The 16,286-nt window shown below is 62.5% G+C and carries 16 protein-coding genes and 1 pseudogene; all 17 read right to left on the reverse strand.

The window, feature by feature from the left end; all coding sequences use genetic code 11:
* Positions 1 to 147 precede the first annotated feature (147 nt).
* The 17 genes and pseudogenes from ACIQ17_RS20280 to ACIQ17_RS20360 all read right to left on the reverse strand — a co-directional run bounded on the left by ACIQ17_RS20280 (position 148) and on the right by ACIQ17_RS20360 (position 15,639).
* On the reverse strand, positions 148 to 561 hold the full coding sequence (locus tag ACIQ17_RS20280; RefSeq protein ID WP_398470868.1) for a hypothetical protein: 414 nt from the start codon (positions 559 to 561) through the stop codon (positions 148 to 150).
* 67 nt (positions 562 to 628) lie between these two features.
* On the reverse strand, positions 629 to 1,414 hold the full coding sequence (locus tag ACIQ17_RS20285) for a serine protease (RefSeq protein WP_398470887.1): 786 nt from the start codon (positions 1,412 to 1,414) through the stop codon (positions 629 to 631).
* A gap of 40 nt (positions 1,415 to 1,454) precedes the next feature.
* On the reverse strand, positions 1,455 to 1,835 hold the full coding sequence (locus tag ACIQ17_RS20290; protein ID WP_398470869.1) for a hypothetical protein: 381 nt from the start codon (positions 1,833 to 1,835) through the stop codon (positions 1,455 to 1,457).
* A gap of 6 nt (positions 1,836 to 1,841) precedes the next feature.
* A complete protein-coding gene (locus tag ACIQ17_RS20295; RefSeq protein WP_398470871.1) occupies positions 1,842 to 2,660 on the reverse strand; it encodes a lytic transglycosylase domain-containing protein in 819 nt (272 codons plus the stop codon).
* Between the two features lie 13 nt (positions 2,661 to 2,673).
* Positions 2,674 to 3,174, reverse strand: a complete 501-nt coding sequence (locus ACIQ17_RS20300) for a YbjN domain-containing protein (RefSeq protein WP_398470872.1) — start codon at positions 3,172 to 3,174, stop codon at positions 2,674 to 2,676.
* Between the two features lie 11 nt (positions 3,175 to 3,185).
* Positions 3,186 to 4,241: a peptidylprolyl isomerase gene (locus ACIQ17_RS20305; protein ID WP_398470873.1), complete on the reverse strand. Its 1,056-nt coding sequence runs from the start codon at positions 4,239 to 4,241 to the stop codon at positions 3,186 to 3,188.
* Positions 4,238 to 4,831, reverse strand: a complete 594-nt coding sequence (locus ACIQ17_RS20310; protein WP_398470875.1) for a hypothetical protein — start codon at positions 4,829 to 4,831, stop codon at positions 4,238 to 4,240. Before ACIQ17_RS20310 ends, ACIQ17_RS20305 begins: the two co-directional genes overlap by 4 nt.
* 2 nt (positions 4,832 to 4,833) lie before the next feature.
* Positions 4,834 to 6,701 (reverse strand): annotated as a pseudogene (locus ACIQ17_RS20315) (putative porin).
* 63 nt (positions 6,702 to 6,764) lie between these two features.
* Positions 6,765 to 7,493 carry a TonB C-terminal domain-containing protein gene (locus ACIQ17_RS20320; RefSeq protein WP_398470876.1) on the reverse strand — a complete coding sequence of 243 codons (729 nt, stop codon included), beginning with the start codon at positions 7,491 to 7,493 and terminating at the stop codon, positions 6,765 to 6,767.
* Positions 7,490 to 7,975 (reverse strand): hypothetical protein, encoded by a 486-nt coding sequence (locus tag ACIQ17_RS20325; RefSeq protein WP_398470877.1) that lies wholly within the window; start codon positions 7,973 to 7,975, stop codon positions 7,490 to 7,492. The genes ACIQ17_RS20320 and ACIQ17_RS20325 overlap by 4 nt, the downstream gene beginning before the upstream one ends.
* A 4-nt stretch (positions 7,976 to 7,979) precedes the next feature.
* Positions 7,980 to 8,384, reverse strand: coding sequence for an ExbD/TolR family protein (locus ACIQ17_RS20330; RefSeq protein ID WP_398470878.1), 405 nt, complete (start codon positions 8,382 to 8,384; stop codon positions 7,980 to 7,982).
* A 6-nt stretch (positions 8,385 to 8,390) separates the two neighbouring features.
* The gene (locus tag ACIQ17_RS20335; protein WP_398470879.1) at positions 8,391 to 10,361 is read right to left on the reverse strand and encodes a DUF2341 domain-containing protein; all 1,971 of its coding nucleotides are present in this window, start codon (positions 10,359 to 10,361) and stop codon (positions 8,391 to 8,393) included.
* A 20-nt stretch (positions 10,362 to 10,381) separates the two neighbouring features.
* Positions 10,382 to 12,130: a ShlB/FhaC/HecB family hemolysin secretion/activation protein gene (locus ACIQ17_RS20340; RefSeq protein WP_398470881.1), complete on the reverse strand. Its 1,749-nt coding sequence runs from the start codon at positions 12,128 to 12,130 to the stop codon at positions 10,382 to 10,384.
* 207 nt (positions 12,131 to 12,337) lie between these two features.
* Positions 12,338 to 13,300 (reverse strand): FecR family protein, encoded by a 963-nt coding sequence (locus tag ACIQ17_RS20345; protein WP_398470888.1) that lies wholly within the window; start codon positions 13,298 to 13,300, stop codon positions 12,338 to 12,340.
* Positions 13,301 to 13,600: 300 nt separating this feature from the next.
* Entirely contained in the window at positions 13,601 to 14,116 is a 516-nt protein-coding gene (locus ACIQ17_RS20350; RefSeq protein ID WP_398470883.1) for an RNA polymerase sigma factor, read from the reverse strand.
* Positions 14,117 to 14,257: 141 nt separating this feature from the next.
* Entirely contained in the window at positions 14,258 to 14,965 is a 708-nt protein-coding gene (locus ACIQ17_RS20355) for a TonB family protein (protein WP_398470884.1), read from the reverse strand.
* Between the two features lie 2 nt (positions 14,966 to 14,967).
* The gene (locus tag ACIQ17_RS20360; protein ID WP_398470886.1) at positions 14,968 to 15,639 is read right to left on the reverse strand and encodes an STN domain-containing protein; all 672 of its coding nucleotides are present in this window, start codon (positions 15,637 to 15,639) and stop codon (positions 14,968 to 14,970) included.
* Positions 15,640 to 16,286: the final 647 nt, after the last annotated feature.

Here is a 16,286-nt window from a genome sequence, read left to right on the forward strand (position 1 = left end):
TCCAGTTGAGCTATGGGACCGACGCGCCCTCATACCATCGTCAGCCGGGCCTGGACAACACTATCGGCCGGCCGGTGTGGCCATCGACGACCCTGCGTCGCCCAACGGCTCAGCCAGCGATCTTCGGCGCCGGTTGATCGCGCGCCATTAGTCCTTGGGAATATTGAGCGAGAAACGCAGATTGATCGGCTGCAGCATTTCCGGCGGTGGCGCTTCACCGACATTGCCGCGGGTCAGAACCGTGCGCAGATCGCTCGTGGCGCGCTCGTCACTGAACGACGCGAAGGACACCTTCTCGACGCTGCCATCCGGATTGAGCCACGCTTTGACCACGATCGAAGGCGGCGCGCCATTTGCGGTGCCACTGGTCTGCTTCAACCATGCGCGAAATCGATTGGCGACCGCCTCGTCGGCGCTCACCCACTCCTCGAAGCGATACTTCACGAGCTTGGAGAACTGTCCCCACGAGGGTGGCGCTGCGTCCGGACTGCGATAGTCGAGCCCCTGCGCCGCAATCGGCGTCGCTGCAACGGAGACGAGACCGAGAGAAGCCAGCAACATGCGCAACTTGCCCGGTTTCGCAGAGGCGCGGGATGAACCTGTGGATCGACGCATCGCGATAGCTCCTTCAATTCAGACAGACAACGCGCGCCGAGATGCTCGCGGCGCGGTGGGCGCGCGAAGCCGAGCCGCTCAACTGCGGGCGGTCATCTTCCAGCGGCCGGATATTGCTCGATGCCAGGAACGACTTGGCGCCAGCAGCGCCAACGGCCAGCACACGATTGATACTCGTCTTGCGGCTGATGACGCCTTCGACCAGGCCGCGGGAGTCCAGCACCGGAGCGCCGCTGGCACCGAATGTGACAGTGGAGGTGATGGCGATATGCCCTGCCTCATCGCCGCCGGACGTCTTGCTGACGGACGCATTGGCCAGCGTTCCGCCGCGCGTCACCATGGTCGGCAGTGTCGCGTAGTCGGCGGCAAACACCATGGAATTGACCGACGACGAGACGGTCCGCGGGAATACCGCTGCAAGCCCACGCGTTTTCGGCGTGCGCAACAATGCAAGGTCATAGGGCGTCGACATCGCGACCAGCCGCGCGGTCATGCTGCGCCCTTCCTTGTGCACGATGATGCGACCGCAGCCCTGCACCACATGCCGTGCCGTCAGGAGATGGCCGAGATCATCGACGAAAAACCCGGTGCCGGCACGGTCCCCGCGCTCGACCGGCGGCAGGTCGGCGCGCGTCAGCGGCTTGGGCGGCGTCAACGACGGCGCATCAGTGCGAGCCGGCAGCAGAAACTGGGACGCCGCCGGCGACGCGGCGGAGATCACCACGGCCACCGCCGTGAGCGCGCAGACATGACGCCATTGACACAGGCTCGGTCCGCTCAACCGCGCATGGACACTCATAGCCAAGAGCTGAATCGGAACTTGACGTGACATCCGTGGCCTATTGCCGGGGCGTGGTGCCGAACACCGGCTGCGGCATGCGGAACGGCATCACCGAGCGCCCGAAATTTGAACCATATTGCTGCTGGACCGCAGGGATGTTGACGATGCCAAGCCGCGTGTCCGACGAACGTGCGTCGATGGGCGGCAAGTTCAGGCTTGGCGCAACCTTGTCGACATCGCGACGCAGGGTCTCGTTGAGGCAGCCATAGCTGCGTGCGCCGCCGATCTCGACATCCACGCAGCGCTCGAAAGTCCGTATCGGCGGCGGCTGGCCACCGATGATCAGTTCAGGCTTGGGCTCAACGGTTGGCGACGGCTGTTGTGCGACGGCAGGAAGCGCCATACTCATCACCAGCAGCATGGAAAGTCGGGCGATCATGGCGCATCACTTTCCAGGCGTTCGCGGCGTGTTGACCTGGATGGCCACCTGCGCCAGTCGGTTGTTCAGAGCAGCGAAATCGACACGACCGCCGCCGCCAAGGGTCAGGCAGCGTTTGCGGCAACCTGCCATGGCGAGTGCATTGCCTCCGCCGCCAGGGCGAAACCCGAACGTCGCCGCGGGCACCGTGCCTGTCAGCGGATAGCCTTTGGCGGCCAGGCGCGCCCGCGCCTTGATGCAGTAGTCGACCGACAACTGAGAGAAGCGCGTCTCGCCATGCCCGGCGCGATACTTCATCAGCGCCGTGCAGAGATCGCCCCCCGCCCTTGTCCAGGCCTGCGCCAGATATCTGACGCCGTATTTGATGTTGACCTCCGGCGCGGCGAATTCCGCCATCGAACCGGTGAAGCCGAGCATACGCGCGGTCGGCGGCATCACCTGCATCAAGCCGATCTCGCCATCGGCGCCGATGACGGCGGGATTGTAGCCGCTTTCCACGCCCATGACCGCTTCGGCCACATCGGCCGGCAAATTGGTGTGGCGCACCTCGCGCTCAATCAGCGCACGATACAGCGCGCGGGGATTGGCGGCGTTGACAGGCGTCGATGACACCATCGGCGAGGCTGGGGGCGCCTCGGCGGGCCTGGCCACATCGGCTCGAGCCTGCGCGACCTCGGCTTCCAGCGAGGCCACACGTATTGTCGTCGCCGTCTCCGCCCTTGCAGCAATGGCGAAGACCGACAGCAAGCCGGCGGCAAGCATCAGCGCGGTGCCTGAACGGCTATTGCCACGACCAAAGCTCGAAACGATACGGCTTGCTGACATCACCGCAGACCTGTCACGCCACCTTGGCTTCGGCAGGCACCTCGTCCGGTGCCGCCGGCGCAACATCGGCGGACTTGTTCGACGTGATCTTCTGCAGCTCCTCGCGGAGATACGGCACCAGCGCCTGCACCAGATGATCCCAGATCTCGACCTGCGCGCGCACGTAGTTCGGCGCGACGCCGCCGATCAGCGAAACGTCCATCGTCATGGCGAGGAAGCCCGGCACCAGCTGCAGGCGGCCGAAGCGGCGCAGCGCGTTCCAGCGATTGACAATGTCGAGCGGCAGCTCGCCTTCGACGTTCAGCCAGGCGCTGAACGTAAAGTCGACGAAGCTCTTGTCGTCCGCAGCGAGACGATTGCCCGGACGGATGTCGAAAGCGAAACCGGCGGTCGACGAGCGGAGCAGCGAGATATTGGCTGTAGCGTCGTTCACGAGTTCGACCCGGTAACCCGAATTCTGCATCAGGTCACGTAGCGATTCCAGCGTCAGGCTGGCGAGATTGGTGTCGGACATACTGATACTCCTTAGTTCTTCTTGCCATCGAGGAGCTTGGCCAGCGCCAGCTCGTTGATGATCGGCGGTTGTTGCTTGAGAAGTTCGGCGAGATAGTTCTGCCGCAACTGGGCAGCGCGCTGCTGACGGATCTGGCGGACCAGCGCGTCGCGAACTTCCGGCAACGTGCGCGTATACGGCACTTTCGTGTCGATCAGACGAATGAAGTGAACGCCGTCGTCGAGCGTGATCGGTTCGGACACGGCGCCTTTGGCAAGACCGGAGATCTGCGTACGGATCTCGGGACGAATCTGGTCTTCCGGAAGAAGGCCGAGATCGCCGCCGCGCTCACCGCTTTCCTTGGCCGCGCTCTCCGCACGGGCGATGGCGGCGAAATCGGCACCTGGCGCCTTCAGCTTCTGCTGCACTTCAGCCACCTTCTTCTTCGCGGCATCGGCAGTCGCCTTGTCGGCATCCTTCGGCACGGCGATATAGATCTGACCGAGCTGATACTGACGCGGCACCTGGAACGAGGCGCGGTTGGCTTCATAGACTTTTTGCAGGTCGTCCTCGCTCGGGAAATTTGCCGGCGGGTTCGAAACCGACTGCAGATAGAGCTCAACCAGCGCGCTTTCGCGAACCTTCTCGAGCTGCGCTTCGACCTGCGGCTGCTTGTCATACTTCTTCGCGGCTAGCTCCTGCATCACCAGGCGGTTCGAGAGCATCATGCGCACGGCCTGACTGAGCAGGGACGGATCCTGCGCGACCGCCGCCTGCTGCTGCGGGCCAAGGGTGGCGATGAAATTGCGCATATCGTCGGCGGTGACGTCATTGTTGCCAACGCGCGCCACGACTTCGCCCGACGACTTCGCCGCTGCGACGGTGTTCGACGGAGCGGCGGCTGGTGCAGCCGGAGCCGCTGCCGGGCGTGCCGGCTGCTTGGCTGGAGCCGGAGCTGGTGTCTGTGCAACACGCGGCTGGGCCGGCGGCAGAGCAGTCTGCGCGTGGGCCGGTGACATCGCCAACGACGAAGCGACGGCAACACTGGTTGCCGTCGCGAGCATGAGGGAGGAGCGCAAACGCATCATTGAATAACCTTCTGATCGAGCAGTTTGTCTTCGTAGTCCTGCAGGATGTTCTGAACCTCGACCCGGCGAACGCCGGTCAGCGGCTCGTTGATGACGGCGATGTCGCCGAAGGACACACCTTCATAGCGACGCAGCAGCTCGCGCCCGACCTTCATGAGCTGGCCGTTCTTGGCGACGCAGCTCTTGGTGCTGGCCTTGTAGGCCGTCGCCTCTCCCTCGAACTTGGCGCGCTCCGCGTCCTTGGCGCGCGCCACGGTTGCGGCTTCTTCATAGGCCGCCTTCCATTTCTCCAGCGTCTGGTTGCGATCTTCCAGGCGCTGGTTGAACTCGTCCACCGCCTCGCGGTGCATCTTCTCGGTTTCCTTGACCTGCGCCTTGGCCGCCGCGATCTGCGCGGTCAGCGCAGCCTTTTCGCGCTCGGCCTCGGCCACCTTGCCCTGGAGCGACGCACGCTGGTCTTCCAGCGAGCGGGTCTGGGCGGTCAGGCTGCGCACGGCGTCGCGCAGCTTGTCGCTTTCCGACTGCGCATTGGCCTGGGTGCTGGCCAGTGACGCAGTGATCGCAACAATCGTCAGGATATGTTTGCGCATGATCAGAACTTCGCGTTCAGGTCGAACTGGACGACGTCGACCGAATACGGACCGCCGGCAATGTTGTTCGCGCTCATATAGCGGAGCGTTGCCCAGACATTGTCGGCAAGACCAACATTGCCGCCGATGAAGTAACCCTTGAGGTTGGTACCGCCGAGGCCGAAGTCGCTATCGACGAAGGCGTCGATCATCGCGTCGGATTCGAGATACTTGTAGCCAACGTGGACATTCCAATCCCACAATGTCCTGACCTGCTTGTGACCAACGGTCAGGCGGGTCATCCAGCCCTGGTTGCCGCCTTCGAAAGGACCGGTGGCGTTGGCAACCGACGTCGGCGCGGTGTTGTTGGCAATCGTGCCCGCGGCGAACCGGTTGTCGGTCGAGAGGGCGACAATGGCGTTTCGATCGAATGCTGTGTTGTTGACGTATTCACCGTCGATCACGACATGGACCGGATGGAAGTCGCCGAGATCGACCTGACCGCTCACGACCACGGGACGGAACTGACTGGCGAGGCCGAAATACTGATAGGCCGGCTGCAGAGCGGGGTTCGCGAGAGACGGATCCGGCAGGATGTTACGCAGGGTCCGGTAGGTGTTTCCCTTCTGTGCGAAGGACGGGCGCGTCGATCGGTGTCGCAGACATCCGCCGTACCGAACACGTAGCAAGGCGTCGATCCGCGGCCCTGCGTGTTGGTGAAGTCGTAATAGGCCACACCGAGGCGGAAGCTCGACTGCGGGTCAAACTTCACGCCAACGCCGGCCTGAACGCCATACATCCACTTGTCGTTGCTCGGGAACTTGCCGGGCAGACCATTCTCATTCAGGTTCTGATCGATATTGTACCCGACATTCAGATCGCTGTTGAAGGTCGGGAACGCACCAGCGACGATGAATGGCGTAACGCCGGGGGCGACTTCATGCTTCAGCTGGGCAACGAAACCGTCGAAGCCGAGGTCCCGGTGCCAGACCAGGTCCGTTGGCGACCAGAACGGATTGTCGAAGCGGCCGACCGAGAAGCTGAAATCGCTCGAGGGTTGGTAGCGCATGTAGGCCCGATCGAGCCATAGGGAGTACTTTGAGAAATTGCCGCCGCTGGCGCCCATGGTCTGGTTCAGAGACACCGGCGAATTGCTGTCACCGGTGGCGAAGCGGAAGCCGGCCAGAACGCTGTCTGCGATATCAATGTCGGCGCCGAGGCGAAGACGAAGCCGGGCGCGGTCGCGGTCCTGGCTGGTATTGAGTGTTGGTGCGAAATACGGATTGGTCGCGTCCGACAGATCATACGGGTTCCCCGTATTGATCGAGTTGAAATTGACCAGGCGCGGATCATTGCCGGTCGGGAAGAACTGACCTTCGTAGCGCGCGCGCATGTCACCGTGGAAGCGGATACGCTGAGCCCATTCCGGATACTTGCCCGGCGACGCCCAGTTCTCACTATGCGCCTTCGCCATCACCTCGCGCTTGATCTCGTCGCGCAGCTGACGCTTCACGATCTCCGGCACATAGGTGACGTGCTTTGTGCCCGGAGGCGATGCAGCCGCTGCCGCTGCGGTCGCGGTCTTCGCGGCCTCTTCCGCACGCGCCGACGCGCCCTTGGCAGCTTCACGCTGCACATAGGCTTCGTCTTCCGCCTGCTTGATGAGGCCGGTGCCCTGCTCTTCCGTGATCACGCCCTGCTTGATCAGCAGATTGACCAGGCTGGTGGTCGAATTCGGCGCAACCGGCTTCGCACGCGACACTTGGGGACGCTTGGAAGACGCACGACCTTCGCTATCCTGCGCCACGGCCGGCATCGCGAGAGTGAGTGCGCACATCGATACTGCGAGCGGCAGCACGCGCCGGGCGGTATCGGTCTTTCTGTCGAACATCGGATCAAGTCCCCTGCTAGTCGAAGTGATGCTTGCGTGGCCATCCCCCGGCCCCGCGAAGAATTAGGTTGGCTTGCGTCCGGTCGCCCGGACATTGATGGGCATCGGCATGTCGTTCGGCGGCGGCTCCCGCAGCGTCAGACGACCGATGACGTCGTTGCGAATGGCGGCATCGACCTCAGCGCTGCCGCTCGAATTGACGAGCTCGACGCGGCTGATGCGACCGGTATTGTCGGCCCAGATGCGGAACTGCAGTTGCATCACCGCATTCTTGGTGCGCTCATTGGCGCGGATCGCCGCTTCGATCTGGGTCTGCACGATCGAGGCGTACCAGCCCCAGCGGCTGCCGCCGCCGCCACGGCCGCCATAAGGGCTGCCGCCAACCTTGCTGCCGAGATTGAAGGCGTCGCCCGGCCCGGTCGCCGGCGCATCGAGGGCCAGCGGTCCCGGCGGCTCCTCGCTCTTGGCGTCCTTCGCAGGATCGTCCGCCGGCTTCTCGACCGGCTTCTCCTCTATCCGCTCCTGCTCGACCATCTTCGGTTCTTCGGTCACCTTGGTCTGCTCGATCATTTTCTGCTCGGGCGGCGGTGGCGGAGGCGGTGGTGGAACGATGTTGACGACGGTCAGCTCGCGCACCTGCTTCGGCGCCGGCATGTCGCTGCCGCTCATGACCAGGAACCAGCCACCTGCGAACAGCAGCATGACGACAGCAACCACCGCGCCATAGCGCAGATAGGCACCGCGATTGCCGGAGGCTTCGGTGTCCGCAAATTGATCGGACGGCTTCTTCACGATGCAGCCTCCAGCACGGCATCGTCGGACAGCTTCTCGACGACATATTGCAGAACGAACTTCACCACTGCGTCGAAATCCGTCGTCTGGATGATCATCCGCGTGCCGCTTGGCGCCTCGATCACCAGATTGAACTCGGCACTCGGTGCATCGAATTCGATGAATGCGCTTTCGTCGATCGACAGGCGAAGCGCCGGGTGATGTGACAGCACGAGCGACAGGCGCTCGCATTGCGGTACCAGTTCAGCGACGCGGCGTCGCAGCAGTTCCGTCAGCCGAACCAACAGCGCCTCGCCGCGCAACGGGAACGGCAGAACGATGCCGGGCTGCTGATCGCGACCGGAATCCGTCGCAGACAGCTCTGCAGTGTCCAGCAACGCGGGCTCCGCGGCGACCTTGGACGCACCGCGACGCAGCCACGCCCAAAGGGTCGCGAAAGCGCCCTTGGTGTGGTCGTCGATATGGCTGGCGGTCTGCATCACGGCGTTACTTCACAAGTGGCTTGGTGGCGAGGCCGACCTGCGACAGGCCGATGCGGCCGAGCAGATCGAGGACGTCCATGACGCTCTGGTACTGGGTCTGCGCGTCGCCGCGCAGGACCACGGGGAATTCCGGCGTCAGCGCCTTCTGTTGAATGAGACGCTGCTCAAGTTCGGGCAGCGTCACCGGAATGGTGTCGAGGAAGAGCTTGCCGTCGTTGGAGACGGTGATCGCCTTCGTGGTGGGCGTTGCGAGGCTCGGGGCGGCGGACGCTTTGGGCAGATTGACCTTCTGCCCCTGCACCGTCGCCGTCGTCATCACGATGAAAATGATCAGCAGCACGTAGGCGAGGTCCAACATCGGCGTGATGTTGATGTCGTCGTACGGCTTGCCCTTGCTCTGGAGCTGCATCGACGCTTACTCCGCCGCCTGGCGATGATCGACGATCGGCTCATTCGAGTAGAACTCGGCCATTTTGGTCACGAATTCGTCGATGAAGACCTGCATGTCGGAGGTGAGTTCGCCGATACGCGTCACCAGATAGTTGTAGGCGAACAGTGCAGGGATAGCGACGAACAGGCCAGCGATGGTGGCGACGAGCGCCGCCGCGATGCCCGGTGCGATGGCGTTGACGTTGACGTCGCCGCTTTCCGCGATCGCCGCAAAGGTGATCATGACGCCGACCACAGTGCCCAGCAGGCCGAGAAACGGACCACCCGAGATCGAGATGGTGAGCACCACCATCAGCTTGTTGAGGCGCTGGCTTTCCTTGACGAACATGCTGTCGAGCGCCGCGCGGATGGCCGAGATCGATGCACCGTTCAGGCGGATCATGTCGGTGTTGGCGAAGCGGTTGCTGATCTGCTCCGCACCAACGTGGTAGATGCGGTACAACGAGGATGCGCGGACCATCTGCGCCTCTTCTTCGCCCAGTTTACTACCGAGCACGGCGGCATTCTCGTCCACTTCACCGCGATCGAGCGCGGTCAGGTTGTCAGCGAGCTGGCGGAAGCTCTTCATGAAGCGGTCATTGGCCTTGGCCTGACGCTTCATGTAGCTGACGCGGTCATAGGTGACGATCCAGCTGGCAACAGCCATGACGATCAGCAACGCGATCACGATCCAGCCGTCGATGGTCACGGCCTTCAGGATGATGGCAAAATGCCCGGACATCCAGCTGGCAGTCTCCTCGTCGTTGCTGAAAGCGATCAACTTGGCAGGCTCGGTGCCCTGCTCGACCGAGGCGAATTTGATGAAGCCCGGCGAACGCGCGATCTTGGAGATCTGCAGTTCGTCGATGTCGCCGACGAAACCAGCCATCGCTGCAACGGCCACAGGGGCTGGAGCCGCTTCAGCAGCGGGGGCGGTTCCGTCGGCGGCAGGAGCTGCGGCATCAGCCGCAGGCGCTGCGGGGGCAGCGGCCGCGGGCGGCGGGGCATCGCCGCCCAGGCGCGCCACGCCGGTCAAGGCGGGGAGCGAGGCGTTCAGGGTCGCGTAAGGCGCCCCATTCAGATAGACGGTGACAGTGCCGCTGGCGGCGATGACCGCGAGGTGGTTCCAGGAATTGGCGGCGACCGGTGCGCCAGCGCCGCTGCGCTGGGTGCCGGCGGCATTGCTCACCTCGACGAAGGGAGAGCCATTGTCGAGACCAATGACCACGCCATTGGCGCCATCGCGGCGGCTGTACAGCGCCGAATTCGGCTGCACGGCACCCGGCTTGATCCAGACCGACAGGGTGAACGGCGCGCTGTCTGCGGTGCCGAGCGACGGCGAGGCCGGCAGCGTAACGATGTTGCGGCCATCGAGGCGAAGACCGCCACCAATCAGCGAGCCGTCGGCTGGCTGGCCAACACTCTGCGCATTGTTGGCCCAGACCGACGAGTCGATGGCCGGCGTGCCGCGCTCATTGAAGTGATAGACCAGCGCGGTGTCGGCGTCATAAGTGCCCTTGGCGTCGTTGGTCGCCGCGGCTTTCTTGTTGCCGTAATAGATCCAGAAGTCCGACTTGGCGCCCGGGGCCACATTCGGCACCGAAACCCAGACCAGCGCTTCGCCGAGCAGCGAGTCCCACTTCTCGACATGATGCTTCAACGGCGTCTTGTCGTCGGTGGCGACAAAACGCAGATCGCTGCCGTCATCCTTCGCAAGGCTGAAACGGAAATTGCCGGAATGCAGACGCACCAGGACCGGGACCGTGCCGATCGGATCGGTGATGTTGGCACCGGTCGCGCTGGTGTCGATATTGATCTTCTTGCGCAGCTGCCACTCGTCGTTCCACCAGGCATTTGCCGTGGCCGGAAACAGTGTCATTGCTGCCGCGAAGCCGAGCGCGAGCCCCGCAGCCGCGTTCTTCATTTGCCGGCGCAGGCTCGAACCGCCCTTGGTCATGCGACCGCTCCCCATCGTCATCAGAATTCACCCCAGATACGGAAGTTCACGCGCCCGGTATTGGCATGCGTGTATGCTTGACTGATCATCGGCACCGAGTACGCAATCACGCCGTTGAAATTGTCGAAGACCTTGAAGCGGGTGCCGGCGCCATAGCTCCAGACATCGAAGCGCGTCTGCTGCTCAGGCAAAGGCCGCTGCACACGGACGTGACCCGCGTCGACGAAGCCGAAGAAGCGCCATTCATTCCAGGTCGTGAAGCGCAGTGCGCCCTGCCCCGTCTCGTCCTTGATCTCCTTCTGCAGCATGCTGCCGACATCAGGAGAGCGGATCTCGATATTGCCGACGATACCGTCATCGCCGAGCACTTCGGATTCCAGATAGCCGCGGACGGTATCCATGCCGCCAATGCTGAACTGTTCGCTCGAAACCTGCGGGCCATCAGACACCTGCGCCGCCACCTTGGTCCAGAACTGGAAGCCTTCCGGCAGCTCATGCGTATGCGCGAGATCGACATTCAGATGCGTGAAGCTGCCGGATGCCCAGGCGCGCTTGTTGTCGAAGGCGCGCCAGTCGTCGCCCGCCGGTCGCATCGCTGCGGTGATCGAGGCGTTGAGTTGGGTCAGCGATTTTTCGCCCTGGAAGGTCGCGCCATAGCTGGCAACCGCCGGGAAATAGGTGATCGGCGTGCCGAAGCCATTGCCGCTCAGGTCCCGCATGGTTTGGTCGAAATGCTTGTAGTCCATGCCCGCGGACAGGGTATGGAAGAAGTTCTCGCGGGCCGGCAGCGTCATCACAGCACGGGCGCCAATGATCTCGCCTGGACCAACCACATTCATGCCGCCGACAGTGGCGACGTCACTGCTCGACTTGACGCCGTAAACGAGTGCAGTGAGCCAATCGATATTCTCGAAGCGGGCGAGATATGAGCCCGAGAAAACTTCTGCATCGTTCGGATTTTCCGGCGCCACCTGATAGGTGAAGCTGAACGAATGACCGAGCTGCCACAGATTGTCATAGCGTGCCGTGCCGATGAGGCGCGAGCCGGTCGTATTCGGCGAGCGACGGTTATTGAGTTCGAGGCTGCCGTGGAACGGCGCCTTGTCCTCGACATTCAGGTCGACGTCGACGGTCCCTGGCGTAACGCCTGCACGCAGCGCCGGTGTCACGCGCCGATCCGGCCACTGATTGAGACCGACAATGTCCTTCGTCACCGCATTGAAGTTGGGCACCGTGCCCGGCTTCAGCGACGGCGCATTCTCCTTGACTTTGGCGATGTCAAAATAGCGCGAATTTTTCACGCGCAACTGACCGACCTTCATCTCGGTGACCTTGAGGATCACCCGACCGGTGAGCGCATTCTGCTGCGGGACCGCCACACTGACGGTCTGGAATCCCTTGTCGTGATAGGCCTTTTCGAGCGCGGCACGGGCTTTTTCGACATCGTCAGCCGTACGACCGGGACCGAGGAAAGGATAGATCGCTTCCTCGACATCGACCTGAGGCAGCTTGTCAGCGCCCTGCACGGCGAAGTCGTCGATATCGAAACGCTGCAGCGGTGCGGCTGGCGCAGCTTCCGCGGCAGGCTTGTCACCTGCCGCCTTCGCGGATTTCGCTTCAGCCTGCCGGCTCGGCGCAGCGATAGCCGAATGAGAAGCGCCATCGAATGCGCCGATGCTTGCAAGCATCAGGACTGCCGGCGCCGAGGATTGCAAAAGCCGCCACTTCGGCAGTTTCGCGCCGACATCGTCTCGAAGAAGAACAAGCATGTATCAAGCCCATAAGAGGGCACACCGAGAGCGAGCCGCGCGCTCGCAATCAGGTCCCTATGTCTTGAAGACGTTTGGGCTACTTCCAACCCGCAAAAGAAAATTAAGAAAAACGTGCGGACGGAATCATCTGGCCGCGCAAAATCGGAAAGCGCCGCCCGACCAGCCGGGGGAACGCTGGCATCGATTGATATCAGTGCTAAAAGATCAGCTGAGCAGAACGACGCCGCCGGGCAGTGCCCGCACCTTCACAGCATAGAGCTGGCGCACCTGCGCAACGAAGTCGTCGAGCTTGTCGGTATGGAAGGTGCCGTTGACGAGCCGCTGACCAAGATCGGAGTTGGTCACGACAATCTTGCCGGGACGATACCGGTTGATCTCGCTGACCACGGTTGCCAGCGGCTTGTCCTTGAAGATCAACAGCTTCTCACGCCAGGCCGAGAGTATGGACGGATCGAGAATTGGCGCCGGCGCACCGAGCGCCTCGGACGCAGAGTAGGCAATTTGCTGCCCCCCCGTCAGTTCGACACTGCGCCCGCCATGGGTCACGGTGATCGATCCCTGGATACATGTGGCGAGCACCACGCCGTCGATACAACGGATATTCACCTCGCCCGCCGAAGCCGCAATCTGGCCATTGGCCGCGATGACCACCAATGGCTCAACCGTCGGCCGCTGCGATGTGATCGCCGCCTCGCCCGATATCAATTCGATACGCGGATTGGGGCCGCTGCCCCGCACCGCCACGCTGGTCTGCGTGTTGAGCTTTAAAGACACGTTGTCGGCTAATGCGACATCGAGCTGCTCGCCCTTTGCCGTGCGATAGTCGGCCGACATTTCAGCCAGCGACGGCCACATTTCCAGCGGCGGCTTGACCACCATATAGCCCGCAACCGACGCCGCCAGCGCGCCGCCGATCAACGCTCGCCGCGTAACCACATGACGGGGAACGAACCGCCTCACCTTTCGGCGCTCCAGGTCGGCCCCCATCGCCCCGAGATCACGATACAAACGCGCAGCCTGCCGGAACGCCGCCTCATGCGCCGGATCCTGCGCGCGCCAACGCTGCAACTGTTCAGCATCGTCTGTCGTCGCGCGCCCCGAGCGCAGCAATGCAACCCAATCGATGGCTTGATTGAGCAAACCGCTATCGTCGCCCGGCTCAGTCACGCTGACATAACCTGTGGGACTCGCTCGACACGGCAACCGACCCCACGGGGACGGCAAAAGACCGGATCTTGAACGTGATGCGGATCATTGATGTCGCGAGGCTTTTGAGCTGATGAATCGAAATGGATGACAATACCTTCTAGAACACTAGACGGTTGAGACCACGCTATCCCGCAGCCGAATCGTCGCTTAATGACACAGATTTTTCTGTCCCGATAGTTTCGGGCCAGCTTCAAGAGCAAGGTGTGGAGGAAAGCCAGCCCGTTCGGAGCCGACAACGAAGAGGACGCGTCCTGTCAGCTAGCGCGGACGTGGGCCACCGGTTCGCCGGATCAAGGTGCGATCGAGCCGCTGCGCGCAGTGTTTCAGCGCGTTGCGCAGATCGATTTCAACCGTCCTGATGCTGACATTGAGCTGCGCGGCGATCTCGTGGTCCGGCAGTTTTTTGACCACGGCAGCCATGAAGACCTGACGCGCGCGGGCCGGCAGTTCAGCCAACGCGCGATCAAGGGCTTCGATGTCCTGACGGCCCTCAACGACAGCGGCTGCATCCGGCGCGTCATCCGGGATATCGAGCAATGCATCGACCGCGTCCAGGCTGAGATGACGCTTCTCGACACGCCGACGGTCCGTTGCCACATTCAGAGCGATGCGGAACAAATAGTCCTTCGGACTATTAATAGCGGGGGCACTCGACATTCGTTCGACCCGCAAAAAAGTTTCCTGCAAAGCGTCGCCTGCCAGCTCCGAAGAACCGAGCCGTCGCGTCAAACGTTTGAAAAGGCCGGTGTAGTCGGCCGCAAGGACATCGCGCAACGTTGTACGATTTAGCCCAGTCAACGCTTTCCGTCCTTGTGCACGCCTGCGTTACTACCTCAGCAGGCAGCGTGTTACCGTTCGCTCATGACAGATTGATTACGAAACTGCTAGCCGCCGCGTACGCCAGCACGGATTTATTCACCGTGCGTCGAATGCCACAGGTAGCAGAACGGTGATGAGGTCCGGCATATCGGCGGGAATGCGTGGGAGCGGTTGTGCACGCCGGATCGTTTCAATCGCCTCCTGATCGAGCAATGGTCGTCCCGAGCTGGACTTGACGTCCAGCCTGACCAATGTCCCATCGCGGCGCATGGCGAAAAGCACAAGAACCGTTCCGCTCGCACCTGGATGACGTTGATAACGCTCGATATGCGTAAACAGCTGTTGCTGAAAACGTGACGCGGCTCCTGCAGAGATCGCCTGGCGCTGACCGCCACCGGCAGGTTTCTGCTCGGGAATGGCCGCAGGCTGGGGCCGGAGCACGGGTTGTGGCGGTGCGATCTCCTGCTCCACCGGCGCAACGCTCTGCTCCGAAATCCTGGCTTCCGTCTGGAAATCGACAATCGGCGGATTGGGTTGCACCGACGCCTGTTTGAACTCGGCTGTCGGTGCCGGGGTCGCTATCAATTCAACCTGGATGGTGGAGCTGCCCTGCCGCGCCAGCGGACCGACCGGCATCTGATGCAGCCAATAAACGCCTGCCAGCAGAAGAACGGGTACCAACACCGCAGTGCCGACAAGCCAGCGCCAGGTGCCGGACGTCGTTTCGCCGTACGGAGCCAGATCGGCGCCCGATCCCGGATCAAAACCTGCCTTCCAGGTCTCGGATGAACCTCTGTCCGCCATGACTATCGAACCGTAATCATGACCATGACCGGCTGTGGCGTGTTGGCCGGCGGAGCCTGGCTCACCTGCATTCCGTCAAGCACCCGCGCGATGGTCTCGTCGCGCTCCTGATCGCCGGAGGACCGAAACAACTCAGTCTTGCGGACGGTTCGCGGATTGTCGATCCAAAGCTTGATGCCCGCACTGTATGTGCCGTTACGTGTCTTTACATCCTTGCGCAGGGCATGCTGGATATCGGACTGGATGATGCCGCTATAGGCCCGCAGCTGCGATGGGTCACTGCTCGGCCGCGTCCTGCGCACCAGCAACGTATCCAGCGCAAGATCCGCCTGCCCACCGAACACGGCGTCCGGCGGCGCGTCCGGATCGGATGATGCCCGCACCAGCGTGATCGAATTCGCGCGCGTATACCGGATCACCAAATCGGTATCGGCGATGAGCATCCGCAGCGCCCCGTCCCGGGTGAACTCACCTTCGATGGGGGGCGACGAGCGATCTCCGGTCGCTCCGCTTTCGTAGAGAAGCTGTACGCCGGTTACCCGGCTATATGCCTGAAGCGCCGACGCCAGTGGCTGTCCGGGAATGTTGAAGCGCATGGGGGCCAATTGACCGGCGTCATCTTTCGCCGCGATGGCCGAGACCGTCACGATGACCATCGCGATCGAAAGGGTCATGTTGAACGCGCATTTCCGGAAGCGATCCACCACGGATGCGCGCGCCGGGAGACTGGCTGCCGACCACTGATCAGTAATTGTCTGGCCCGTACGCATCACTTGGTATCGGCTTGCTAACTCTGGCTGACCGCCACTTACCCGTCCCGGGGATGCGGTCCCCCGCGATCGACATACTCAACCTCGAAACATATCGCCGGCAGTCGCTGCCCGATTTCTTCGCAGTGCAGTTTCCTGGCGAGCAGTAGATGCGTGATGCTACAGTTTTGCGACAAACGTCATTTCCGGCCTGCCCTCGTCTTGGCCAAGGGTAGAAGACAGCAAGTAATCGGCCCGAACGGCAGATTTCCGAAACCTTTGGACACCCCGGGTCGATTGAGCCGGCTTCCCGTCCCACCCAAGACGTTCCAGCCGCTTGGCTTCGCCCAACTTGCGCGTCAGGTGCGTGCAGGAGAGCAACCGGCCTCCGATCGGGTTTTGAGATAATTGGCCAGCCATCGCCGAATTGGAGCGGCGCTACGAAACTGAGGTCCGGCTCGCTCGGCTTCTATCTGATTGGCAAACGCGGTGTGCCGGTTGCGTAATGACGCTCTTTCGCCCAATCAGAAACGAAGCAGCGGCCGGCCATTGCCGCGCCGCTGCTTCATTAT

Origin of the sequence: Tardiphaga sp., from assembly GCF_044340795.1 — a bacterium.
In the GTDB taxonomy this organism is placed as follows: Bacteria; Pseudomonadota; Alphaproteobacteria; order Rhizobiales; family Xanthobacteraceae; genus Tardiphaga.